This window comes from Acinetobacter sp. TG2027 (assembly GCF_000302435.1).
Taxonomy (GTDB): Bacteria; Pseudomonadota; Gammaproteobacteria; order Pseudomonadales; family Moraxellaceae; genus Acinetobacter; species Acinetobacter pittii.
This window is the reverse complement of the sequence record NZ_AMJN01000022.1, coordinates 1-25062: the sequence shown is the minus strand read 5'-3', so window position 1 is coordinate 25062 and position 25062 is coordinate 1. Positions and strand designations below refer to the sequence as shown.

Below are 25062 nucleotides of genomic sequence, written 5' to 3'. Positions count from 1 at the left end.
AGGTTTATAAAGATGAAGATTAGCGAAAATTGGTTACGCACATGGGTTAACCCAGCAATTGATAGTGAGACATTGTCTGATCAGTTAACTATGCTTGGTCTTGAAGTTGATGAACTTGCACCTGTTGCTAAGCCATTTACTGGCGTCGTGGTCGGCGAAGTTTTAACAGTTGAGCAGCATCCAGATGCAGACCGTCTGCGTGTAACAACAGTTAATATTGGTTCGGGTGAGCCTTTACAAATTGTTTGCGGGGCACCGAATGTTCGTGCTGGCATGAAAGCGCCTGTGGCAACGATTGGTGCTGTGTTACCGGGTGATTTCAAAATCAAAAAAGGTAAACTTCGTGGAGTTGAGTCACAAGGCATGCTTTGTGGTGCTTCTGAAATTGATCTTGAAGATAAAATCGATGGTTTGCTTGAGTTACCTACCGATGCTCCAGTAGGGGTAAACATCCGTGAATACTTAAAACTCGATGATAACGTCATCGATATCAGTATTACACCAAACCGTGGTGACTGTTTCAGTATCCGTGGTATCGCTCGTGAGATTGCAGTAATTAACCAACTGCAAATGAATGAACCTGATATTAAATCAGTTGATGCGACAATTGCTGATGAGAAGAAAGTAGTGATCAGCACTGAAGGTGCTCCACGCTACTTAGGACGTGTAATTAAAAACGTTAATGTAAAAGCTGCTACTCCTGAGTGGATGGAGCAGGCTTTAGCTCGTTCAGGAATTCGCACGCACAGTATTTTGGTTGATGTGACGAACTATGTCCTTATGGAACTGGGTCAGCCAATGCATGCTTTCGATTTAGCTAAAATTGAAGGAACTGTACATGTGCGTCAAGCTCAGCCACAAGAAAAACTACAACTTCTTAATGATCAAGAAGTTGAGTTGCAAGAAGATATAATGGTGATTGCTGATGACCAGAAAGCTTTGGCAATTGCCGGAATTATGGGTGGTTTAGCATCAAGCGTAACTGATGATACTACCGATATCTTCCTAGAAAGTGCTTTCTTCGCGCCACTTGCTATTGCTGGACGTGCTCGTCGTTTTGGCTTGCATACTGATTCTTCGCAGCGTTATGAACGTGGTGTAGATTTTGAGTTGCCGTTAATTGCCATGAACCGTGCTTCGCAGCTTATTCAAGAGTTAGCAGGTGGTGAGTTTGGTCCAATTACTGTAGCTGAAAAAACTGAAATTTTACCAAAACGTGAAGCAATTGAACTGAAACAAGCTCAGGTAGACCAATTGTTGGGATATCAATTGACGGCTGATTTCATTGCAGATGCTTTAACTCGACTAGGGTGTGAAGTAACTGTTAAAGCTGAAGGTGAGTGGAATGTAGTACCTCCATCACATCGCTATGACATGGCTATTTATCAAGACTTAATTGAAGAAGTGGCACGTATTGATGGTTATGATAATATCCAAATTAGCTTACCAAGCATGGATGTTCAATTAGCTAAATATCAAGACCGGTTTGAAATTGCAGAGTTACGCCAAACTATCGTGACTTTAGGTTATCAAGAAGCAATTAGTTTTAGCTTTGCTGATGCAAAACTTGAAAAGCAATTGAACCCGCAAGTAAACCCGTTAATGCTAGCAAATCCAATTTCAAGTGATTTGGCTGCGATGCGTAGTACTTTGCTTTCAAGTTTAATCCCTTGCGTACAATATAATCTCAACCGTCAACAAAGTCGTGTTCGTTTCTTTGAATTAGGACTTCGTTTTGATTATCAAAATGCTAAAAGTATTGAAGATCTAAAACAGATTCCAACTTTAGCTTTGGTTGCAGTAGGTTCACAACAACCTGAATCTTGGCATGTTAAGCCTCAGCCAATGGATTTCTTCGACTTCAAAGGAGAAATTGAAGAGATTTTAGCTGCTAGTCGTGTCAAAGTTGAATATGTCCGTTCTGAGCGTGCATGGTTGCATCCGGGGCAGTCTGCTGAAATTTTAGTTGATGGGCAATCAATTGGTTACTTAGGCCGTCTGCATCCATCTTTAGAAAATGAGCTAGATTTAAGCACAACTTGGGTTGCTGAACTTAATCAAACAGCCGTTTTGCAATCTTATGTATCTAATTTTACAGAATTATCACGTTTTCCTTCGATTAGACGTGATATTGCGCTTTTAATCTCTGATAATATAAATGTTAGAGATATTCAGCAGTTAATCGAAAAAACTGGTGGAGAGCTTTTAGACTCTACATGGTTATTCGATGTGTATACGGGGCAGGGTGTCGAAGAAGGTAAGCGCTCATTGGCGTTTGCATTATTATGGCAACATCCTTCACGTACGCTTGAAGATGCTGAAATTAAATCTGGTATGGACAATATAATCCAAGTGTTGGAAAACACTTATCAAGCGACATTGAGGGCCTCATGACAGCATTAACTAAAGCAGACATGGCTGATCATTTAAGTGAGTTAACCAGCTTAAATCGCCGTGAAGCAAAACAAATGGTCGAGTTGTTCTTCGACGAGATTAGCCAAGCGCTTATTGCAGGGGAGCAGGTTAAGCTTTCTGGTTTTGGTAATTTCGAGTTAAGAGATAAACGCGAACGCCCAGGACGTAACCCTAAGACAGGCGAGGAAATTCCAATTTCTGCGCGCCGTGTAGTTACGTTCAGAGCGGGTCAGAAGTTTAGACAGCGCGTTGGAAATGAGCAGATCGATTGATCTGCTTTTTTTTATATTTTAAATAGCTTTATATAGTTTATTGGGCAGCAATATAGGACCGCTTAATCTTAGAAAATCAAAATTTAGATATAAAAAAAGAGGACAAAATGTCCTCTTTTTTATCTAATCTAGAATATAGATTAGTGTGCAGCAGAAGCAGCAGCAACGTCAGAAGCAGCAGCAGCAACGTCAGAAGCAGCAGCAGCAGTTTCAGAAGCAGCAGCGTCAACAGCTACAGCAGCTTCAGAAGCAGCAGCAGTAGCTTCAGAAGCAGCAGCTACAGCTTCAGAAGCAGCAGCAGGAGCTTCTTCTTTCTTAGAACAACCAACGAAAGCTAAAGTAGCAGCAACAGCAGCAGCAACAGCGAATTTTTTGAATAACATGGCATCACTCTCACAAAAAAGATTTGAGATTAAAAAAACCTAAGTTGGACTGTTTTGCTTTTATTATTCCTAAAACGTAGCTAGGTAACAACGCATGGAGCAGTCTAACTGGTCTGCCGCTATGCTATCACTGCAAATGCTGAAATACTACTGTCGTCTGTCAAAAAAACGTATGAAAAAGAGAAAAACAGACTGTTTTTTAACAGAAAAAAACAATTAATCAGCTCGTATATATTGGAAAAGGTAGAGGTAAGCTACTAAAAAAATTAAGCTTTTTTATGCAAAAATATTTATTATCAAAAACTTATAAATAATTTTACATAAAAATCAGCGAAATGTATTTTTGTGTAAAGCTTGTCAACCAAATAAAAAACCACTCAAAAGAGTGGCTTTTTATTAAGGTTTAAGCAATTAAGTTGAAGCTTTACGTTTCATTTGATCAAAGAAATCATCGTTTGTTTTCGTTTCTTTCATACGGTCAAGTAAGAATTCCATTGCTGCCAATTCATCCATAGGGTGAAGTAGCTTACGAAGAATCCATACTTTACGTAATTTATCTTCATCCATTAAACGCTCTTCACGACGTGTGCCAGATTTTTTGATATTCATAGCAGGGAAGACACGTTTTTCAGCAATACGGCGATCAAGCGTAATCTCTTGGTTACCTGTACCTTTGAATTCTTCATAAATTACGTCATCCATTTTACTGCCTGTTTCAATCAAAGCAGTAGAGATGATCGTAAGTGAACCACCTTCTTCGATATTACGCGCAGCACCGAAGAAACGTTTAGGGCGCTCTAATGCATGAGCGTCTACACCACCAGTTAACACTTTGCCTGATGACGGGATTACTGTGTTGTAAGCACGTGCAAGGCGAGTAATAGAGTCAAGAAGAATCACAACATCTTTTTTATGTTCAACAAGACGTTTAGCTTTTTCAATTACCATTTCTGCAACTTGTACATGGCGAGCCGGTGCTTCATCAAATGTTGAGGCAATAACTTCGCCGCGAACAGTACGCTCCATTTCGGTTACTTCTTCTGGACGTTCGTCAATTAATAGAACGATCAGGAATACTTCTGGATTGTTTCTAACAATCGATTGAGCAATATTTTGAAGTAACATTGTTTTACCCGCTTTCGGCGGTGCAACAATAATAGAACGTTGGCCTTTACCAATTGGCGCAACTAAATCAACGACACGAGCAGTTAAGTCTTCTGTCGTACCATTACCTAATTCCATAACCAATTGTTCGGTCGGGAAAAGGGGAGTTAAGTTTTCAAATAAAATTTTATTACGAGAATTTTCTGGCGTGTCGTAGTTAATCTGGTTAACTTTGAGCAACGCAAAATAACGCTCACCTTCTTTTGGAGGGCGAATAGTACCTGTGATGGTATCACCTGTACGCAAGTTAAAGCGTCGGATCTGTGAAGGACTCACATAAATATCATCCGGACCTGCTAAATACGAACCTGCGGCAGAACGCAAAAAACCAAAACCATCAGAGAGAATTTCGAGAACGCCATCACCAAAAATTTCTTCGCCATTCATCGCATGGCGTTTCAAAATGGCAAAAATAATATCTTGCTTTCTGTTACGAGCCATACCTTCCAGGCCCATAAATTCAGCAATTTTAATTAGTTCGCCGATTGGTTTTTTCTTGAGTTCAGTTAAATTCATAAGGGTCAGAATTAGGAAAGAGTAGAGTGTGGTTTAAAAAGGAGAAAAATCGCTCGCATACAAAAAAGATTATCGCAATTGTATTTACACAATAACAATTCAGAAGTCTGATTAATTGTTTCGAAGAGAAATGTGAAAAAACAATTTCTGTTGCCGAGTGGCGATCTTTATGTTTGTGTCTTGTAAGAAGCCGGACGAAGATGATTCCCTTCAGTGCCTCTTGAGCATGCAATATAAGCCAGCCTAGCAAATTTGTCAATTTATAGGCGAAAAAAATACGCTATAAAAAAGTATAGCGTATTTTCTTTTTTAGCATTTTGACTTAAACGTTTTCATCAATAAAGCTAACAAGTTTAGAGCGAGGTACAGCACCAATTTGTTGAGCTACAACTTCACCATTTTTGAAAAGTAGTAAAGCAGGAATGTTACGGATGTTGTATTTCACTGCTGTATCTTCGCAAGAAGTCACATCAACTTTAACAATTTTTACTTTACCAGCATATTCACTTGATAGGTCTTCAAGAACAGGTGCGATTGCTTTACAAGGTGCACACCATCCTGCCCAGAAGTCAACAAGTACAGGGGTTTCAGCATCTAAAACATCTGCTTGGAAGTTATCATCAGTTGTATTTACAATAGTCGCAGACATGGTACGGCTCCAATTTTTAGAAAAAAGTGCTATTACAGGAGAAATTATCTCTATCAGTATTACATAGCTACTTAGTTCAATGTAAGGGTTTGATGCTATTATTCAAGGCTTAACTAAATTTGTCTAATGGATGCTCACGATATTCATCATCGACTTGTACAATCAACTAATAAATAGAAAAATTTAAATCACAGCTAATTGTTGATGAAAATGGCTTTTCAATTGCATTCTTGTGAATTACTCTAGGCGTGAATTGTTATGGGTTTAGTTCAATAATGTCTGATTTTCTGATTGATGAAGAATTACTTGCCGCCATAGATATGGGGTCGAACAGTTTTCACCTTGCAATTGCACGGGTAGATCATGGCGAAGTTAAAAAAGTTGCTTCGATGTCAGAAAAAGTACAGCTCGCAGCTGGTTTAGATGAGAATAAAAACCTAACAGAAGCCGCTCAGCAACGAGGCTTAGCCTGCTTGGCTCGTTTTGTAGGGAGATTAAGTTCTGTTCAACCAAATCGCTTACGAATTGTGGCGACCAATGCTTTGCGTCAGGCAAAAAATGGCCATGAATTTATTCAAAAAGCAGCAGAAATTTTGCCTAAACCTATTGAAATTATTGCTGGGCGAGAAGAAGCACGTCTGATTTATCTTGGCGTATCGCATACCATGGCAAATGGTGGTCGACGTTTAGTTGTAGATATTGGTGGTGGTTCTACTGAGTTCATTATTGGTGAAGAGTTTGAGCCTATTTATACAGAGTCATTGCAAATGGGATGTGTGGCTTATACAAAAGCCTACTTTGCCGATGGCGAAATCACACAAAAAGCCTTTGATAAAGCAGTAGTTGCTGCCCGTAAAGAACTTTCAGCTATTGCAACAACGTATAAAATGGAAGGTTGGGATACTGTCGTTGGTTCTAGTGGAACGATTAAAGCTTGCCGCCAAATTATGGTGAATATGGGCTTGAGTGATGAACAAGAAAACGTCACTCGAGAAGGGTTATATAAACTCAAAGATAAATTACTTAAGTTTAAAAATATTTCTGAAATTGATTTTGAAGGGTTAAGAGAAGACCGACGAGCAGTTTTGCCAGCCGGATTGGCAATTTTGTACGCAGTTTTCGAAGTTTTAGAAATTGATCGTTTGGCATATTCTGATGGTGCATTACGTGAAGGAGTCATGTATGACCTATTAGGTCGTTTTAAACATGAAGATATCCGTGATCGTAGTGTACAAGCCTTAATGGGACGGTATAACGCAGATCCAAAACAAGCAGAGCGAGTTGTAAATACAGCACAACAATTATTTGATGGTGTTGCAGAATCTCTTAATTTAACTAGTGAAGACAGTGACTTACTGCGCCGAGCTGCCTATTTGCACGAAATTGGTTTGGCGATTAGTCATGGTGGGTATCACCGTCATGGTGCTTATTTATTGCAGCATTCTGATATTCCGGGCTTCTCACAAATTGATCAAAATCACCTTTCACATTTGGTCGCTCACCATCGTCGTAAATTGCGAAATGATGTAAAAAATGAAATTTTGAAGGCTGGTGGTAATAAATTACTTTATCTATGTTTATTACTTCGCCTAGCAGTTTTACTCAACCATAGTCGAAGTGATCAGATGCTTCCTGCCATTGAACTGACCATCATAAATGATCAACAATGGCAACTTAGTGTTTCTGGTGATGCCAAACAATGGCCATTGTTAGTTGCCGACTTGCATGATGAGCAAGAGCAGTTTAAGCATTGGGACATTGAATTGAATATTCAGTCGGAAAAATTTATCGATTAAAGGGATAATATTCGACCTATGAAAAAAGCTACTCAGTCCAAAGCGTGGACAACGGTTCAAATTGCACGTCATCCTGATCGTCCGCAGTTTCTAGATTATGTCGGTGAAATCTTTACAGAGTTTGATGCCTTGCATGGTGATCGTTTGTTTGGTGACGATGGTGCGATGGTAGGTGGTCTTGCTCGTTTTGATGGTCAACCTGTGATGGTTATTGGCCAACACCGTGGTCGTAGTACCCGTGAAAAATTAAAGCACAACTTCGGTATGGCTAACCCAGAAGGTTACCGTAAATCTCAACGCCTATTAGATATGGCAGAGCGCTTTAACCTTCCGGTCTTCACATTTATTGATACTATGGGTGCTTATCCAGGTGTTGGTGCTGAAGAGCGTGGACAAGCTGAAGCAATTGCAACTAGCCTGGCTCAACTTTCAAGTTTGAAAGTTCCTGTTGTTGCAACAGTACTCGGTGAGGGCGGTTCTGGTGGTGCTCTAGGTATTGGTGTTGCTGACCGAGTAATTATGTTGTCGCATAGTATTTATTCTGTGATTTCACCAGAAGGCTGTGCATCTATTTTGTGGAAAACTGCTGAAAAAGCGGCTCAAGCAAGTGAAGCTTTAGGTTTGACAGCAGATAAATTACAATCTCTAGGTATTGTTGAATATGTAGTAGATGAAGGCGAAGGGGCTCATTTAGACCCTGAGCAAGTCATGCAAAACCTAAAAGTAGTTTTGAAGCAAGCTTTGGATGAGTTGCTACCAATGGATGCAAATGAACGATGCGAAGCACGTTATCAACGTTTAATGAAGTTTGGCAGCGAAAATTTAGGCATTGCGTCTTAAAACAGGCTCAAGAGTTTTCAGAAAATAGTACTTTTCTTATTGGATGTAGTGGTGGCATGGATTCAATGCTGCTACTACATTTGATGTCTCAAATTTTCCCTCAAAAGATCCGAGTAATTTACATAGATCATCAACTGCAATCAAAAAGTGCAGAGTGGGGGAAACTCGTTTCTAAACAAGCGACTCGTTTAAATATTCCTTATACCATTCAAAAAGTTCAAGTTACTGACGGTAATTTGGAAGCTCAAGCACGTCAGGCACGTTATCACGCTTATCTACAACGTTTGCAAGCCAACGAAATTTTAGTGCTCGCTCATCATCAGCAAGATCAGGCTGAAACAGTAATATTGCGTTTATTGTCGGGTACAGGTGTTGATGGGCTTGCTGCTATGCAGACTATTGATTACCGTAAAGATATGACAATTTGGCGCCCTTTTTTGGATTTAACCCGTGAGCAGATTGCCGAATGGACCACTCAACTTGAGATTGAGTATGTAGATGATCCTACAAATTACGATATCTATTATGATCGGGCGTGGTCGCGTGAAGAACTTTGGCCCTTCTTACAAAACCGTTTTCCAAAAATGCAGCAAGCACTTAGTCGTACTAGCTATTTGATGCAAGATGCTTCTGAAATTTTAGAAGAAGTTTTAAAAGCTGATTTGCAAAATTGTGGTACGGACGAATGTTTGGATTTAACTCAGCTATTAGAACTATCTTCTGCTCGACAGCGTCAATTACTTTCGGTTTGGATGAAAGGTGATGGGCAATATCGCCCTGCATTTGAAATGGTTGAGCGGTTAAAAAATGAAGTAATTGATTCAAAGTCTGATGCACAAGCTGCATTACATTGGAACCAGTTTTACTATGTCCGTTATCAACATCATCTTTATAGATTGAGTCGACAAGTTTTTCTTGCTGAAAAATTAAACCCAGTTGAAACCGAGATGGAGCATTATTTTCAACTAGGGGAAATAGTGGAATGCGCTTCAGGACAATTTCAAATTACTCAAAAAAATATGGGTTTGTCTGCATCTTTATTAAATAAAAAATTAAAAATTATTCGACGCCAAGGTGGTGAAAAGGTCCATTTATATGGTCGTGTTGGGCAATGGCCATTAAAAAAAGCAATTCAAGAAGCACATATTTTGCCTTGGCTTCGTCATACAATTCAAATATTAGTCATAGATAATGTTATGCTTGGGGTTTTTACACCGAAAGGATTTTGGTTGGCTCAGTCTCCGTATTGTGAGCAAGGAGGATGGCAACCAGATTTAATTTCTTATTCTTGTAATCTGGTAAATGGCGAAGATGGTTATGACAAGTGCAGTAAATAGTAATATCTGTTTTATTGGTGGTGGTAATATGGCCCAAGCTTTGATTGGTGGGCTCATTTCAAGAGGTTTACCGCCAACACGTATTACCGTTTCAGATCCTGTTGAGCAAATCCGCCAACTATTGCAAGAAAAAGAAGTCCATGTGACACAAGATAATGTAGCTGCAATTAAAAATGCTGACGTCGTTGTACTGGCAGTAAAACCACAAGTTTTGGCGACTGTTTTACGTCCTTTAAAAGGACTGTTATCAGATAAATTGGTTATTTCAATTATTGCTGGTGCTGAAATCCAAACGATATCAAACTTAATTGATAGCAATCGAATTGTTCGAGTTATGCCAAATACGCCAGCTCTAGTTCAGACGGGTGCGCATGGTATCTATGCAAATGATGTAGTAGGTACTTCGGATCGTGAATTAACAAGTCAGATTTTAGCAGCCACAGGCTTAACAATTTGGGTAAACTCCGAAGCTCAAATTGATGCGGTAACAGCGGTTTCTGGCTCAGGTCCTGCATATTTCTTCTATCTCATGGAAAGTATGATCCGTGCGGGTAAAAATTTAGGACTTGATGAAAAAGTTGCAACTGCGTTGACTCTTCAAACGGCATTAGGTGCAGCTCAAATGGCAATTACTAGTTCAAACACTCCTTCTGAACTTCGTAAGAATGTGACATCGCCAAATGGCACAACTCAAGCTGCACTTGAAGTTTTTGACCGTGCACAAATCTCCCAAAATATTCAATCTGCATTGGCTGCTGCACAGAAGCGTAGTCAAGAATTGGCTCAAGAATTGAGTGACAGTGCGAAATAGCTTAAATAGGATAAGACAACTATGGGTGCAAATTCTGCGCTAATTTTTGGAATTTTAATTAATGTCGCGATTTTATTGGTCTTTTTCCGTTTTTTAATGCAATTGGCGGCAGTAAGTCCTTATAATCCTGTGGTTTTATCGACTGTAAAGGCGACTAAAATTGTTGATATTTTTGGCCGAATTTTTCCGACGGTCGCAAAAGGCCGATTTAATTTGGCTGCGTTGGTTCTTTTAATTATTTTATATTTGCTGAAAATTTTTGGCGTGATGTATCTTTCTGGTTCTATGCCAAATAGTCCGGTTCACTTAGTGATTCTGACATTTGTGACGATGATTCAGGACCTAATTCGTTTCTGCCGTTATTTAATTTTCGCGACAATTATTTTGAGTTGGGTGGTTATGTTCACTCAATCGCGTTCACCTTATATTGAAGTGATTCAAGATTTAGCTGAACCATTACTCGCGCCATTCCGTCGTTTATTGCCTAATATGGGAATGATTGACTTATCTCCAATTTTGGCGTTTTTGGCGCTTTATATTGCCGAGATATTAATGAATGAAGTTGCAAAAGTTCTTTTAACAGGACTTTAAGTTAACGCAATAAAAAAGGGCTGTTAATACAGCCCTTTTTTATTTCTACTAATTAATGGGCATCATCCCAGTTTTGCCCTTGCCCAACTTCAACAACTAAAGGCACAGAAATTTTTACTACAGATTCCATGACAGTCGCGATTTGCTTAGAGAGCTCTTCGGCAATATTTTGATCTGCTTCAAAAACTAATTCATCGTGTACTTGAAGAAGTAACTTGGCTTGATCTTTTGGCAAGATTTTATCGACTTCAATCATTGCAAGTTTAATGATATCAGCGGCACTACCTTGTAACGGTGCATTAATTGCAGCACGTTCGGCAGCCTTACGTACCATTACATTTCGTGCATCAATATCAGGTGTATAAAGACGACGACCTAAAATAGTTTCAACAAAACCTTGCTCTGATGCAACTTGACGTGTGCGTTGCATATATTCATAGATGCCAGGATAGCGTTGGAAATATTGCTTAATATAGTTTTGCGATTCTTGACGTGTAAAGCCTAATTGACGAATCAAACCAAACTCAGACATACCATAAAGTAGGCCAAAGTTAACTGCTTTCGCTTGACGGCGTTGGTCATTGGTCACATCTTCGATAGCAATACCCAATACTTCTGCAGCAGTACGGCGGTGAACATCTTGTCCGTGCTGGAACGCATGTACTAAAGCATCATCTTGAGAAAAATGAGCCATTAAACGTAATTCAATTTGCGAGTAATCGGCAGCTAATAGTACTCGGCCTTCTGGCGCAATGAATGCTTTACGAATTTGGCGCCCAATTTGTCTACGAATTGGAATATTTTGTAAGTTAGGATCAGAAGAGGAGAGACGGCCTGTCGCTGTCAGTGCTTGGTGATAGCTCGTATGTACGCGATGCGTGTCGTTATGAGATTGCTCAACTAGACGATCAGTATAGGTACTTTTTAGCTTTGCTAAACCGCGATGCTCTAAAATAATTTCCGCTAAAGGATGTTCAATTTTTTCTAAAACACTTTCACTGGTGCTGTATTGTCCAGTTGCAGTTTTTTTACCGCCTTTAATTCCTAATTTATCAAATAGGATTTCACCTACTTGTTTAGGAGATGCAATATTAAAAGTTTCATCTGCAATTTCCATCGCCTGATTTTCAAGCCCTTCCATTGTTTTTGCAAATTCAACGCTTAATTTATCTAAGAAGGCATGATCTAGACGAATACCATCTTCTTCCATACCCGATAAAATACGGGCAACTGGCATTTCGATGTTATATAAAATATTTTCTAGCTCAGGAAATGGCTTAAGTTTGTTTGAAAGCACTTCATATAAACGATAAGTCACATGAGCATCTTCTGCAGCATAGTGAGCAGCAACTTCAATCTCAATTTGATTGAAAGTCTTTTGTTTGGCGCCCTTACCAGCAATTTGTTCAAAGGTGGTGGTTAAGTGGCTTAAGTAGACACGAGCTACGTCATCCATGCCGTGACGAGTGGCTGCTGCATTCAATACATAAGATGCAAGCATGCTATCGAAATACCAGCCTTTAAGTTCTATGCCATGATTGGCAAAGATATGGGCATCATATTTAAGGTGATGCCCAATTTTTTTAACTGCTTCATTTTCTAGCACAGGCTTAATTTGAGCCAGAATTTGATCACGATCCAGTTGTTGTGGCGCATTTTCATAATTATGCGCTAATGGAACATAGTAGGCATCTTTCGCATCAAATGCGATTGAAAAACCAACCATCTCGGCAATACGGTAATCAAGGCTTGTAGTTTCTGTATCAATAGCAAAATGATCGGCATTTTGCATGCGTTGCCAGAGCTGATCCCATGCTTCTTGGGTTAAAACAGTGTGATAATTTGCAGTTCCAAGCTGGTCATCTTGACTGGTTAAGCTTGCTTGATCTTCAGTTTCTATAGATTCAGCAGGTTTAACTTCATTTTGAACAATAGTCTGTGAAGCTTGTTGTTTATAGCTTGAGCTATTTGGATTGTTTGGATGATCAAGCGACTGTAATTGGTTTCTAAACTCAAGCTCAGTATAAAGATTACGTAGAGCCTCTACATTTGGATCAGTAAGCTTTAACTCATGCCAATCGAGTTCTAAAGGAAGATCACAGACGATACTAGCTAACTGGTGGTCAAGCTTAATATTGTCTAAGTTATCTTTAATATTTTGGCTAAGTTTGCCTTTAAGTTGGTCTGCATTGGCAATAATATTGTCTAAAGTGCCATATTCAGTTAGTAACTTGGCTGCTGTTTTTGCACCTACGCCAGGTACACCCATGATGCCATCAGACGCATCGCCCATAAGGGTTAAGTAATCGATAATTTGATTTGGCCAAACACCAAATTTTTCAAATACCCCGTCGGTATCCATGACGCGATCTTTAAAGCTATCTTCAAGTTTTACATGATCATTGACGAGCTGAGCCATGTCTTTATCTCCGGTTGAGATAAGTACATGATGGCCTTCGAGTACGGCACGTTTAGCGAGCGTACCGATAATATCATCTGCTTCTGCACCCGGAAGACTATATAAAGGAATTCCTTGAGCTTTAATCAATGCATGTAAATATGGAATCTGTTGAGATAACTCTTCCGGCATGGTCGGGCGATCACCTTTATAAATAGGTGAAAGCTTGTGGCGGAAAGTTGGCTCAGGCGTATCAAAAATGACAGCCATATGTGTCGGCTGCATACGGCGCATTAATTTTTGAATGGCAGAAATTGCCCCACGTATTGCATTGGTATGTAACCCTGTAGAGGTCGTCAATGGTGGTAATGCATGATATGCACGAAATAAAAAATAGGACCCATCAACCAAGACAAATGGTGGCATTGAACAATTCCTTAATTTGAATTAGGGGTATTTTACGTGAAAACGGCTATGAATGCAGGTTTATGATTTTTGCAGTATTTTGTATGTATAAATATACGCTTGTATTGGCTTGAAGTAAGATGACCTGTAATGAAGGTGTCATATTGCTAAGCCCATGTATAAAAAAGACAAACAGGGAATGATCATTGTTTTGATCGCTTTGACTTTGTTTTTAGCCATTTCAATTGGTTTTAAATTTCAGAGTGCTGTTATTGCTTTATCTATTGCACTTACTGTCATTCTAGTTCAATTACTGTCAAATCTACATGAGCGTTTGACTCATTTAGAACAGCAGTTTTCTCAGCAGAAAACGCCACTTTATTCTATTCACATGCAAAGAACAGTGATTTATGCAGCCGCCTTGGTTGCATTAGTGGCTTATATAAATCATTGGATGTGGATTGCTGGTGGGGCTTTACTGGTTTTATTGCTATGTTTGATTCAAACCATCAGTGCATTTCATACTCGACTATTATACCTCGAGTCTGCAAAACAAACAGTTCATGTAAATGAGACCATACAAACAGAAGTTATAAATCCTGTAATAGACCAAGTTAGTTCCAATAATACGGATACGCTAGTTTCAGCGGGAACGGCACCTTTAAATCAAACAGAACAACCAGCTCATGTACAAACCGTATGGTGGCAACCAGCCGTGGATTGGATGATTCATGGCAATCCAATCTTAAGAGTTGCTGTTGCTGTGCTTATGGTTGGGGTCGTGTTGTTATTACGTTTTGCAAGTGAGCATTGGCAGCTTAGTTTAGGTGTAAAACTTGGATTTATTGCGATTGCTGGAGGTGTGTTAACGGCATTTGGGTATACATTGCAAAAGAAAAATCAGCTTTTTGCTGTGGCATTGCAAGGTGTCGGGCTGGCTGTTGTATTCCTGACACTTGTGTTCTCACATCATTTTGGTGTAATTGCCAACCTAACTACAGCGAGTATTCTGTTTACGATTTTATTAGCTATTACGGTATTCCTGAGCTTAAAACAACAAGCTATTTATTTGGCAATATTAGCACTTGGTATGGCTTATGCGGCTCCTTTAGTTATTCCACAATATCGCCCTGATGTAACCTTCTTATTTAGCTATTACTTAGTAATTAACTTAGCAGTTGCTGCGGTTAATTTTATTCAGCCTTGGAAAATCTTAAATCAAATAGCTTTTTTTGCCACAATGTTTATTGGTGGTAGTGCAATCGCATTTTATGCAGAACCCGCAAAATTTAATACATTAGACTGGATTTTGTGGTGCCATATCTCGCTGTTTATTTGGCTTAGTGTCCGTTATAGCCAAAATATATCTCGGACGTCAGCACATGAAAAACAAGAAGGGATTCGTTTACCTCCGCTCTTAGATGTGGGACTTATTTTTAGTGTGCCAGTACTGGGCTTTACCCTTCATGCTTACTTGGTACATGAGTCTACACAAGCATTGACGATTGGTGCTGCTGTCTTGGCGGGTACCTATGCAATATTAACTTTCTGGATTAAAAAAACTCATCCTCAGCTTTCAGTTCTTGCAAAAAGCTTTTTCATTCTCGCGGTTGCATTTTTTGCCTTAATTTTCCCGCTTGCAAAAGGAGCACATTGGACAGCAATTGGTTGGGTTGCTCAAGGTACGGCTTTAATTGTGTGGGGAGTAACTGAGCGTTACCGTTTAAGCCGATATATTGGTGTGGTTTTAGTTTTACTTAGTTCTATTGCGCTGTTTTATCAGGTGTGGGCAAATGAAGAGTTCCCAACGCTAAGCACAAGCATCTATGCAATTGCTCAATTTATTTCTGCCTTTTATTTATTGCAATACAACAGTAAAGAGCAACACTATTTTAGCGCAAGCATGTTTAGTGGCATTTTCTTGTGTTTAGGGATGTATGCGGGTGCTGTAGCTGGTGTAGAAATCATGGCATGGCATCATCATGCTTTGAGTCCATATTTGATGTTCGCCGTAGTTCTAATAGCAATATTTAGCGCAGTTGTTCACTATAAACTTCGTGTGCAATGGCAAAGTTTGCAGTTAATTTTAATTAGCCTGTTACTGTTGTTAGTTTTGGGTGAAGCGTTTGCGAGACAAATGTTTACGTTGTTTAAATGGGTAGACTCATTACAACAAACTACTTTCCTAGTCGCTACCATTATTCTTGGTAGCTTATTTATTATGGCTCAACCGCAGTCGGATGAGTCTGGGTACTTAAATGTCTGGGCTGGTTTAAGCTGGTTGGCGTTAGCAGTAGTTGGTTTGGCGATCTTTCCAAAAATGCCAGTTGTTGCTCTGGCTTTTATCCCTGTGGTTTATTCGCTTTGGGCGTATAAGGCTCATAAAACGACACTATTGCATCAAATTCCGGTTTGGTGTTTAAGCTTAATTTGGTTGCTAGTTGTGAGCGTCGATCGCCACTCTGCTGAGTACCTTTATTTTGTTCCTTTATTTAACTTAACTGATTTTCTTTCTATTGTAGTATTTGCAGGTCTGCTCTTTATTATTTATCAACATGCTTTTGATCAAGATAAATCACTAGAGTGGACTTTTAAAATTACAACAATTTTAGCTGGGTTATTGGTATTCAGTAGTGTGGTCGTTAGGGGCTTACATCATTACTGGGGGACACCACTATGGAGCTTAGCAATTTGGACGAATGGTGAAGTGCAGTTAAGTTTGACATTGCTTTGGGTCATTTTGGCATTTATATTAACTACATTCTCAAGCCGTAAAATGATTCGTCAACTCTGGTTTGTAGGTGCTGCGCTTTTAGGTATTGTGGTATTAAAGTTGATTTTGCTTGATCTATCACAAAGTGCGACATTAACTCGAGTCATTTCATTTATTGGAGCAGGTGGAGTAATGTTAATTATTGCTTATCTTGCGCCATTACCCCCGTCGTCTACCGCGCAGAAGAATCAAGAGCCTAAGCTTTAGGCTCTCGTTTTAACTCTTTTTGATTGCTATATTGATCGATATCGTCTTCAGCAAAACCGGTAGACGGCCGATCAATCAAGCCCATTTTAGGAACAGGAATTTCAATTCGGTTATCTAAAAATCCATTTCTGATTCGTTCTTGCATTTCATCTCGAACTTTTAAAGAGTTTTCTTGTCGACACCACATTGTGAATAAAAGCTCAATTGATGACTCCCTGAATGCGGTAACCGTAACTGCGGGTTTTGGATCATCCAGTACAAGTGGATAATGAGCTGCTACATTCAGTAGAACCTCACGGACTTTAATAATATCTTCGTGAAAGTTGATTGCGAGCGTAATTGGGATACGTCGTATCGGATATTTAGACAAGTTGTGTACAGGCGCACGAATAAGCTGTTCATTCGGCAAACGAATATAGACATTGTCGAGTGTAAGTAATTTTACCGAAAGCAAATCAATTGAAATGACTTCGCCTTCAATTGTATTACCACGAATGAGAGTAATCTGGATCGTATCACCGACTTCAAATGAACCCTCACCAATCAAAAATAAACCACTAATCAAGTTACTGGCAGATGTTTGCGATGCAAAACCGAGTGCTACAGTTAAAATCCCTGCTGCACCGAGGAATACACTAAGTTTGAACCCAGCTTCTTTCAAACTCGTCATGATGAAGAGTAAGAAAATGAAATAAAAAATACCACGGCGCCATACAAGGCGTTGGTGAGCATTAAAACGTGAGCCAATGGTTCTAATAAACGTATTGGAAATAATACGGGCAAGAACAAAGCCAATGAAACACAGTACAACAGCGACTAAAATTTCACTAATACGTTCGGTATTGATATTGGTAAATATGCTTTTGAGGCTATCAGCGATATCTTTTGGAATATTTGAATCAGCCATATAAACCTCTTAAAAGAATGAATCAAACATATTGAATAATGCTCCACCAGGTGAACGTGGTGGGTGAACATAGGTCACTTCACCAGCAAGAGGTGGTGTACGATTTTCAATACGAATACGTGCCGGACGATCAGAACCCTCATAATAAACTTTAATTTGTGAAGTCCATAAACGACCTGTACTTTCACTATAAAAAAGAGGAAGGGCGGTAACTGGCACATTCATACGATCAAAGCGTAATTGATGATTACTTGTGTTGTGAAAGTCGATTGGAGTAACAGCACGGAAAGCGCGTGGTGTTAATAGATTCAAATCAGTACGGCCATCCACGGAAGTGGCATAACAGATTTCACCTTGCTGTGCATTAGGACCAAACCACGTATCTTTAGGCTGAATCACGGGAATCTCAAACAAAGGTTCATGCTGACTTTCAACTAAGCCTGCAATCCATAATGGTGTGCTTATATATAGAGTCCCACGTTGACCTGCTGGAATATAAATAGGATCAACAGGTTTAATAACCACAGAACGATCTGCCAGACGTGGCATCAGTAAAAATTCTGGGTTGGTCTTTCGAAACATGTAACGTTCTACTTGAACCGTATGCGGAAAGGCAAAATGTGGATCGGCAATTGGGTGCCAATCTTGTTCATTATCGTCTTGAAGAGAGGGACGATAATATTCGATGCGCCATTCTTTTATGCCACGTGTTAAACGAAAGAGCATTGAACCGAATTGCCATGCTTTGGACTGGTTAATTTCAAAGTGCTGTTCACCCCACCATTTTAAAGAATTCTGGGGGCGAGGCTGATATTCATTATTTTCAAACAAGACGCAAAATTCCTCTACCGAGTTGTTAAACAGACTTCACGCTGTAATCTGCTTAGAGTACACTCAAAATCATCTTACTCATCATTATAAATTGTGATGCAAATATTGAAACAAATACAAGTTCCATATAGTTTTGCCAAGCGTCATGGTGTTTTATTTCGTTATGACGGTGATCAGGTATTTATTATTAGACGTCAAAACACTGAAAAAATTGCATTACAGGAAGCAAGACGCATCTTGGGTAAGCCAGCTCATTATCAATTATGTACTGAACAAGAATTTAATACGCTCTTAAGTACGAGTTACGCAGGTGATACAGGGGAATCACAACAAGTTGCAGCTGGTTTAGAAGATCATCCGGATTTATTGAGTTTGGCTGACCAGGTTCCCGAAACAGAAGATTTGATGGACCAAGAAGATGACGCGCCTATTGTTCGTCTGATCAATGCACTTCTCTCTGAAGCAATTCGAGTAGGGGCTTCTGATATTCATATTGAAGCTTTTGAAAAGAAACTATCTGTACGATTACGTGTAGATGGTCAACTACGTGAGATTGTACAACCACGCCGTGAGCTGGCGCCTCTACTGGTTTCGCGTATTAAAGTTATGGCGAAGCTCGATATTGCCGAGAAACGTGTACCACAAGATGGACGTATTTCTTTACGTCTGGCTGGCCGTGAAGTGGATGTGCGTGTTTCAACTTTGCCATCGTCACATGGTGAAAGGGTTGTTATGCGTTTGCTTGATAAACAAGCGGGCCGACTCAACATGACTCATTTAGGTTTAATGGCTAATGACTATGAGCGTTTAACTCAGTTAGTACATCGTCCCCACGGTATTATTTTGGTCACAGGCCCTACAGGTTCGGGGAAAACGACCACCTTATATGCCGCCTTATCCGATCTAAACGACAATACCCGTAATATCTTAACTGCTGAAGATCCAATCGAATATCAACTCGAAGGCATTGGCCAAACCCAAGTGAATACCAAAGTAGATATGACATTTGCTCGTGCTTTAAAAGCAATGTTACGTCAAGATCCTGATGTGGTAATGGTGGGGGAGATCCGTGATCTGGAAACTGCTGAAATTGCGGTTCAAGCATCTTTAACAGGCCATTTGGTCTTATCAACACTACATACCAATACAGCTATTGGTGCAGTTACTCGTCTTAAAGATATGGGGATTGAACCCTTCTTGTTATCAAGCTCTTTAATTGGGGTGATTGCTCAACGTTTGGTTCGTACTTTATGTCCACATTGTATGACATGGCGTGAAGCCGATACTTTTGAGAAACAGGTTTTTCAGCATATTCATAATGAACCGTTATTGCAGTTACCTGAAGCCAAAGGGTGCGATCATTGTTCACATTTAGGTTTTAATGGACGTACAGCGATTTATGAAATCGTACCAGTTGATGAACCCATGCGCCGTCTGATTCATGGTAATGCAGCTGAATATGAATTAGAAAATCATGCTCGTGAGTATTCAGGTTCTATTCGTGATGATGGTTTGCGCAAAGTACTGGCGGGTAAAACTACACTCGAAGAAGTGCTTCGTGTAACTAATGAGGCAAGTGAAGCATAATATTTAAGATGTAAAAAATGCCCGATTTGATTCGGGCATTTTTTAAATATCAAAACTTATTCAGTCACAATATTAAACGTCACATCAATATTATTGCGAGTTGCATTTGAATATGGGCAAACAATATGAGCTGCTGCAACTAACTTTTCAGCTTCTTCACGATCCATACCCACTAAGTAAACATTTAAAGTCGCTTCGATGCTAAAACCTGTAGGAATTGGACCAATACCTACTTCACCTTCTACATAAGCGTCTTTACTAATATTAAATTTATCGCGGTTTGCAACAAATTTTAAAGCACCTAAAAAGCATGCTGAATAACCAGCTGCGAATAGTTGCTCTGGATTTGTTACAGCACCGCCTGCGCCACCCATTTCTTTAGGCACACCAAGCTGTACATCTAATACGCCGTCTGATGAAGTCGCACGGCCATCACGACCACCGGTTGCTTTAGCTTTTGCACGATAAACAACTTTTTCTAATGACATCGTTTTTATTCCTAAAATAAATTGAATACAAATATATCGTACACGACTTAATTATTTTGACAAGTATATTTTTTAAAAAAATTGCTGTTTATTTGACTAAGTTTGTACGGAGTTTAGTAAGTTGATCTTTAAGGCCTAGTAGTGTTGTCATATCACATGAACTTGCTTCTAATACGCCTGATGGAATATGGATTGCTTGATCTTTTAATTTTTTTCCTTCATCACTTAGCGTAATAATCACTTGTCTCTCATCTTGAGTTGAACGGGTACGATGAAGTAAATGCGAGGCTTCTAACTTTTTCAAGATAGGAGTGAGGGTAGATGATTCTAAAAAAAGTTTAGCTCCAATTTCTGAAACAGTCACTTCATCCTGCTCCCATAACACTAACATAACTAAATATTGGGGATAGGTAATGCCCAAAGGTGCTAGAAGTTTTCTGTAGAGTTGATTAAGCGCTAAATTCGTTGAATAAATGAGGAAACATAATTGATTCTCAAGCTTTAAGTTTTGACAGTCTTGGTCCATATCTTCCTCAAAGAAACTAGTATTGCTTTTGTAGTATATCGCGTTCTATTCAGTTTCTTAAATGTTCATAAGAATAGGCTATGAATAAAGTAAATTAAGGGATATAAAAAATGGAATAATTACATCAATTATTCCATAAGATAAAAATAGTCTAGATGAAAGTGTTTACCACAAATCTGCAATCTTTTTCATTAAACGCGCACGATACTTCGCAGTAGGATTATTTGCATTGCGTTGCTGCTCTTGTTCATAAAAATCTTGCCATGCGGTAATCATTTCAAGCGTAGTTCCTTGTTTTTTTATCACAGAAACATCTGCTGGCTGAATATTTTCTAAACGTTGTCTTGCACCTTCTGCGCCCGTACCCCAACCAATAATTCTTTGGCCAAAAGCGGGCAAGGGGATATTTTTAGGAGTTTCTGGAAGAATATCTGATTTGAGCTGTGCAGTAGGCGAAACAAAATGGTTTGTTGTACCAAACTCTGCATAACAATGAATATTTGCCCCCAAGCAAAAAATGCTAAATAAGTATTTCCACATGAATAATTAAACTTTTAATAATGAATCAATTTACGGTGAGTCATCAAAGGCATTGAAGAGCGGACGAGTTCTTGTGCTGTTAAATCAAAGGGTACAGTGATTAAACCACTCCCTTCATATCCAATCATACTTAAAATTTGACCACGACTATCTGTTGCCCCAGAGTGTCCCCAGGTTTGTCGTTTTTCACCATGCCAGCCCTGTTGTGCTGCGCCTAAAACATAACATTGGCTATCCATTGCCCGAGCTTGTAGCAAAAGCTGCCAGTGCATTTGTCCAGTTGTATAAGTAAATGCAGCAGGAGCAGTCAGAATATGAGCGCCTTGTTGTCTCAGAGTTAGAGCAAGCTCTGGAAAACGTAAGTCATAACATACCATTAAGCCAATATTGCCAAAAGGGGTAGATGTGACTACTACGTCTGTTCCAGGTTCAAAAAAACGAGACTCTTGATAACCACCGACCGCATCGCCCACTTGTACATCAAATAAATGGATCTTGTCATAACGTGCTTCTGTACGCTCAGGGCTAATACAAAGACTAACCGTCCGGACTCGACCATCTTGAATAGTAGATCCATCTGGACGAAATGGGCATGGTAAGGTACCGGCCACAATCCAGATTTGATATTGATGTGCTAGCTTCTCAAGCCGTTGTTGAATAGACTCAAATTGCTCAGCTGTTTCGCGTTGTTTTCCAGCTGCAAAACATACAAAGTTTTCGGGGAAAACAATCAGGCTAGCATTTTGCGCCTTACTTTGTTGAATCAACGACTCAATGACTTGAAAATTATTTTCAATATCATCTTGAGAGTTCATTTGAGCAACAGAAATAAGGGTCATATTCTAATAATCCGGCTTAATGATTAAAGTCAGGCATTTTGCTTATCTGATACCTGTTCAAGCGTATCTTGTTCTTTCTGTAACTGCTTCACAAGTGGCTCAAACATATTCTGATTGTTTGCATTGAGTTTCATCAATGTCTTATGCGCATCCAGAACTGTTCTTAGCATTGCATTATGAGTGATCTGTTCATCAGTTAACGTTAGTGTGCAAACGTTAGGATCGCCACAGTAATTCAAAATGACAAAAACCTGCCCTAGCCCCATACTGTTGGCTAAGGTTGTGATATCTGGATTGGTAGATAGCATCACAGCTTGAATATGATGAGTTTGTTTAAGCTTTAAACCTAGCTTAGCTAGGATGCCTAACACCGTACTATCAATAAATGTTGTTTGGGTTAAATCAACGATTGCACCAACAACATTCTCTTGCTGTTCAATTCTGTTTAAAAGTTTGTCTAGACTTATACAAGAATGGGCTCGCACTTCACCAATAAGTTTGAAAATATGCGTTCCATTTAAACTTGCATATTCAACATGACCTGTTGACATATAAATGCCATTTTCAGAGAAGGATAGAAAAATTATCACATAGTGCCATCGCAGACTCAAGAGTCCTTAAGTCGTATATTATGTAATTAATTGATTCGTAAATTAATTCATTCGGCAAAGACTGAAAATGGCAATGTCATCAGCCACATGATCGGGTGCTTGGAATGATTGATTTTGCAAATGATGGACCAATTGTTGGAACTGATCATTTAACCCACCATCAAAAGGTTCAAGTGCTCCATCTGAGCAAACAATGAAACGTGCTTGGTGATTTAATGTACAAACATGCTCTTCAACTTCGAGTTCATCAGTTAAGCCTAATGGGAAGCTACTTGTTGTTAAAATTTTTGGAGCTTGATTAGGTTCAAAAATGATAGGAGGGGGGTAGTGCCCAGCACTTGACCAGCGAAGCGTATGTGTTTCAAGGTTTAAAATACCCACCACAATCGTAATGTGCTTTTCAATATTCTCTTGAACCAGCATCCCATTTAATTTTTTTATTAATTGTCTTGGGGTTTTAGAACGGCCATGAAAAGCTGCCATCCATGATGTTAATAAACTACTGGTTACACCATGTCCTGAAACATCGGCAAGATAAAATAAAACTTCCTTATCATTTAATTTCCAGTAGTCATACCAATCACCAGAAAGATAAGCTGAAGGCTGAAAGAAAGTTTCGACTTGATAATTTAATAAATCAATTGGATTAGGTAATAGTCTTTTTTGTAGTTCAGCAGCCGAAGGTAAATCGCGGCTATCTTGGTTACGTTTATATTGGGCATCGATTCTTGATAATGCTTTATTTAAATCGTTAGGTAGTTGATTCCATACCCAACCTGCAAGAGCACCCGCTTCCCAAGCTTGAGCTAAAGCGCTGCCTTCATGTTCAAAAGCAATGACAATGGTGGGTAAATTCCATTTATATGTCAGGAAATCTTGTACATCTGCTATTGCAATGATAGTTGGATCATATAAATCTAAATCATCTATGTTAATGACTTGTAAGCCTGGCAACTTATCCAAAGCTTGCTCTAAATAAGGAATAGAGCGTGTCGGTTTAATAAAATACATAGAAGAGATGGTAGTCCTTTTATATGATCACTTTATTCATCATAGAGTATGTATGATCAAAATCAAGGTATTGCCCAACTCTTAATCCAAGCAATACCTTAATTTCATCTTTTAAGGGTTTTGATTCTCATCTGGTGTATCTTCTGAGTCATCATCAATGAAAGATACATCAGCTGAGTCGCCCTTTTTCTCTGCAATTTGGAATGCTTTACGTTGCAGATATAAATCCCGAATCATGGCGTATTGATCCCCCTGTAAGGTCTGATCTAGATCCAGATATTGAGCGCGTGTATCAACCGCTTGTAACATATTACTTGACCAATAAAGACCATCTTGATCATCCATAACATATTTCTGTGGGCGTGCTTGGGCGTCTACTGCTAAACCAAAACCATCACGTAAGGTACTTGGACCGAAAAAAGGCAACATCAGGAATGGGCCAGAAGGAACACCATAGTAACCGAGAGTTACACCAAAATTCTCTTCTTCAGTCGGTAAACCTAAACGGCTGGCAGGGTCAGCTAAACCAAGAGTGGTTAACGTATTAATTGTAAAGCGACCTAGGGTTTTTGCCGCACGACCAGGGCGACCTTGAATAAGCTGGTTAACAGCATTCCAAGGTTCTCCAAGATTTTTACGGAACTGACGATAAGAACCACGGACATCTTCTGGAGTCTTTTCTCTATATTGCACAGCAACTGGGCGTAAAAAATTTCGATCCAACATGTCGTTAAATGAGTAAATTGGACGATTTAATGATTGTAATGGGTCTTTTACAGGATCTGGTTGTGCTGCATTCGCATTAATTTTTAAATCTTTAACTTTAATATTTTTTAAATCTTTAATAATTTGTGAGCGCGTATGAGTCGGTGCTGTTTCTTCTAGTGAGCTAGCATCAGAAGATTCACTTATAGTATTTTCTTGAGCATATAGAGAGGTACAAACACCTACAGATAATACGCTTAGTAAAATTAAATTAGAATAATTCATATAATTCCTTAACCGCCAGCCAGGCTAATACTTAAATGTGCAGTTGGGTGGAGATATGTTTTAATACAAAATTGATAACCTATTATCAATGTAAAATTGATCAAATAATATAGATAAAATGCTAAAAAGCTTAAAAAGTATCCAGTTGATGATATTGATTTAAAAAAAGGGTTGC

23 protein-coding genes are annotated in these 25062 nt (G+C 39.2%); 10 read left to right on the top strand and 13 right to left on the bottom strand.

Annotation, left to right across the window (positions count from 1 at the left end; all coding sequences use genetic code 11):
* The first annotated feature begins 12 nt into the window (after window positions 1-12).
* Together pheT and B806_RS0105365 are read left to right on the top strand one after the other, a co-directional pair.
* The gene (gene pheT / locus B806_RS0105370) at window positions 13-2394 is read left to right on the top strand and encodes a phenylalanine--tRNA ligase subunit beta (protein WP_017402728.1); all 2382 of its coding nucleotides are present in this window, start codon (window positions 13-15) and stop codon (window positions 2392-2394) included.
* Window positions 2391-2687 carry an integration host factor subunit alpha gene (locus B806_RS0105365; RefSeq protein WP_000126166.1) on the top strand — a complete coding sequence of 99 codons (297 nt, stop codon included), beginning with the start codon at window positions 2391-2393 and terminating at the stop codon, window positions 2685-2687. Before pheT ends, B806_RS0105365 begins: the two co-directional genes overlap by 4 nt.
* Window positions 2688-2827: 140 nt before the next feature.
* On the opposite strand, the gene B806_RS0105360 is transcribed toward B806_RS0105365, so the two are convergent.
* Complete coding sequence (locus B806_RS0105360) at window positions 2828-3070, bottom strand: hypothetical protein (RefSeq protein WP_017387628.1); 243 nt, start codon at window positions 3068-3070, stop codon at window positions 2828-2830.
* Between the two features lie 94 nt (window positions 3071-3164).
* Here B806_RS0105360 and B806_RS19250 point away from each other — a divergent pair, with 94 nt between their 5' ends.
* Window positions 3165-3290 carry a hypothetical protein gene (locus B806_RS19250; protein ID WP_002117184.1) on the top strand — a complete coding sequence of 42 codons (126 nt, stop codon included), beginning with the start codon at window positions 3165-3167 and terminating at the stop codon, window positions 3288-3290.
* A gap of 191 nt (window positions 3291-3481) precedes the next feature.
* Here the strand turns inward: B806_RS19250 and rho are convergent, their stop codons facing one another.
* Window positions 3482-4750: a transcription termination factor Rho gene (gene rho / locus B806_RS0105355; RefSeq protein ID WP_002117304.1), complete on the bottom strand. Its 1269-nt coding sequence runs from the start codon at window positions 4748-4750 to the stop codon at window positions 3482-3484.
* 322 nt (window positions 4751-5072) lie between these two features.
* Window positions 5073-5399 (bottom strand): thioredoxin, encoded by a 327-nt coding sequence (trxA, locus tag B806_RS0105350; RefSeq protein WP_002054512.1) that lies wholly within the window; start codon window positions 5397-5399, stop codon window positions 5073-5075.
* 275 nt (window positions 5400-5674) lie between these two features.
* On the opposite strand from trxA, the gene ppx reads away from it, so the two are divergent.
* Genes ppx through B806_RS0105325 form a run of 5 tightly spaced genes read left to right on the top strand, consistent with a single transcriptional unit; the run spans window position 5675 to window position 10774 of the window.
* On the top strand, window positions 5675-7195 hold the full coding sequence (gene ppx, locus B806_RS0105345; protein ID WP_014208409.1) for an exopolyphosphatase: 1521 nt from the start codon (window positions 5675-5677) through the stop codon (window positions 7193-7195).
* Between the two features lie 18 nt (window positions 7196-7213).
* Entirely contained in the window at window positions 7214-8035 is an 822-nt protein-coding gene (locus B806_RS0105340; RefSeq protein WP_005066304.1) for an acetyl-CoA carboxylase carboxyltransferase subunit alpha, read from the top strand.
* Window positions 7972-9372, top strand: coding sequence for a tRNA lysidine(34) synthetase TilS (tilS, locus tag B806_RS0105335; protein WP_079381076.1), 1401 nt, complete (start codon window positions 7972-7974; stop codon window positions 9370-9372). Before B806_RS0105340 ends, tilS begins: the two co-directional genes overlap by 64 nt.
* Window positions 9347-10183 carry a pyrroline-5-carboxylate reductase gene (proC, locus tag B806_RS0105330; RefSeq protein ID WP_005804294.1) on the top strand — a complete coding sequence of 279 codons (837 nt, stop codon included), beginning with the start codon at window positions 9347-9349 and terminating at the stop codon, window positions 10181-10183. Before tilS ends, proC begins: the two co-directional genes overlap by 26 nt.
* Window positions 10184-10204: 21 nt before the next feature.
* Window positions 10205-10774: a YggT family protein gene (locus B806_RS0105325; protein ID WP_000501183.1), complete on the top strand. Its 570-nt coding sequence runs from the start codon at window positions 10205-10207 to the stop codon at window positions 10772-10774.
* Window positions 10775-10826: 52 nt separating this feature from the next.
* On the opposite strand, the gene polA is transcribed toward B806_RS0105325, so the two are convergent.
* Window positions 10827-13598, bottom strand: coding sequence for a DNA polymerase I (polA, locus tag B806_RS0105320; RefSeq protein ID WP_017402726.1), 2772 nt, complete (start codon window positions 13596-13598; stop codon window positions 10827-10829).
* Window positions 13599-13752: 154 nt separating this feature from the next.
* On the opposite strand from polA, the gene B806_RS0105315 reads away from it, so the two are divergent.
* On the top strand, window positions 13753-16557 hold the full coding sequence (locus tag B806_RS0105315) for a DUF2339 domain-containing protein (protein WP_017402725.1): 2805 nt from the start codon (window positions 13753-13755) through the stop codon (window positions 16555-16557).
* On the opposite strand, the gene B806_RS0105310 is transcribed toward B806_RS0105315, so the two are convergent.
* Both B806_RS0105310 and B806_RS0105305 read right to left on the bottom strand, forming a co-directional pair.
* Complete coding sequence (locus B806_RS0105310; protein WP_005066312.1) at window positions 16547-17464, bottom strand: mechanosensitive ion channel family protein; 918 nt, start codon at window positions 17462-17464, stop codon at window positions 16547-16549. The two genes, B806_RS0105315 and B806_RS0105310, sit on opposite strands and share 11 nt — an antisense overlap.
* Window positions 17465-17473: 9 nt before the next feature.
* The gene (locus tag B806_RS0105305) at window positions 17474-18295 is read right to left on the bottom strand and encodes a hypothetical protein (protein WP_002117309.1); all 822 of its coding nucleotides are present in this window, start codon (window positions 18293-18295) and stop codon (window positions 17474-17476) included.
* A 96-nt stretch (window positions 18296-18391) separates the two neighbouring features.
* Between B806_RS0105305 and gspE the strand changes: the two genes are divergently transcribed.
* The gene (gene gspE / locus B806_RS0105300; protein ID WP_002117200.1) at window positions 18392-19882 is read left to right on the top strand and encodes a type II secretion system ATPase GspE; all 1491 of its coding nucleotides are present in this window, start codon (window positions 18392-18394) and stop codon (window positions 19880-19882) included.
* 56 nt (window positions 19883-19938) lie between these two features.
* Here the strand turns inward: gspE and B806_RS0105295 are convergent, their stop codons facing one another.
* The 7 genes from B806_RS0105295 to B806_RS0105265 all read right to left on the bottom strand — a co-directional run bounded on the left by B806_RS0105295 (window position 19939) and on the right by B806_RS0105265 (window position 24887).
* Window positions 19939-20370 carry an organic hydroperoxide resistance protein gene (locus B806_RS0105295; protein WP_005066315.1) on the bottom strand — a complete coding sequence of 144 codons (432 nt, stop codon included), beginning with the start codon at window positions 20368-20370 and terminating at the stop codon, window positions 19939-19941.
* A gap of 88 nt (window positions 20371-20458) precedes the next feature.
* A complete protein-coding gene (locus tag B806_RS0105290) occupies window positions 20459-20896 on the bottom strand; it encodes a MarR family transcriptional regulator (RefSeq protein ID WP_005804299.1) in 438 nt (145 codons plus the stop codon).
* Window positions 20897-21061: 165 nt separating this feature from the next.
* On the bottom strand, window positions 21062-21436 hold the full coding sequence (locus B806_RS0105285; protein WP_017387634.1) for a DUF4951 domain-containing protein: 375 nt from the start codon (window positions 21434-21436) through the stop codon (window positions 21062-21064).
* 14 nt (window positions 21437-21450) lie between these two features.
* Window positions 21451-22275: a carbon-nitrogen hydrolase family protein gene (locus B806_RS0105280; RefSeq protein ID WP_005066320.1), complete on the bottom strand. Its 825-nt coding sequence runs from the start codon at window positions 22273-22275 to the stop codon at window positions 21451-21453.
* Window positions 22276-22304: 29 nt separating this feature from the next.
* The gene (gene gigB, locus B806_RS0105275; protein WP_002117273.1) at window positions 22305-22826 is read right to left on the bottom strand and encodes an anti-anti-sigma factor GigB; all 522 of its coding nucleotides are present in this window, start codon (window positions 22824-22826) and stop codon (window positions 22305-22307) included.
* A gap of 102 nt (window positions 22827-22928) precedes the next feature.
* The gene (gene gigA / locus B806_RS0105270) at window positions 22929-23897 is read right to left on the bottom strand and encodes an RsbU family protein phosphatase GigA (protein WP_002117221.1); all 969 of its coding nucleotides are present in this window, start codon (window positions 23895-23897) and stop codon (window positions 22929-22931) included.
* 111 nt (window positions 23898-24008) lie between these two features.
* Window positions 24009-24887, bottom strand: coding sequence for a VacJ family lipoprotein (locus B806_RS0105265; RefSeq protein ID WP_017387635.1), 879 nt, complete (start codon window positions 24885-24887; stop codon window positions 24009-24011).
* Between the last annotated feature and the right edge of the window lie 175 nt (window positions 24888-25062).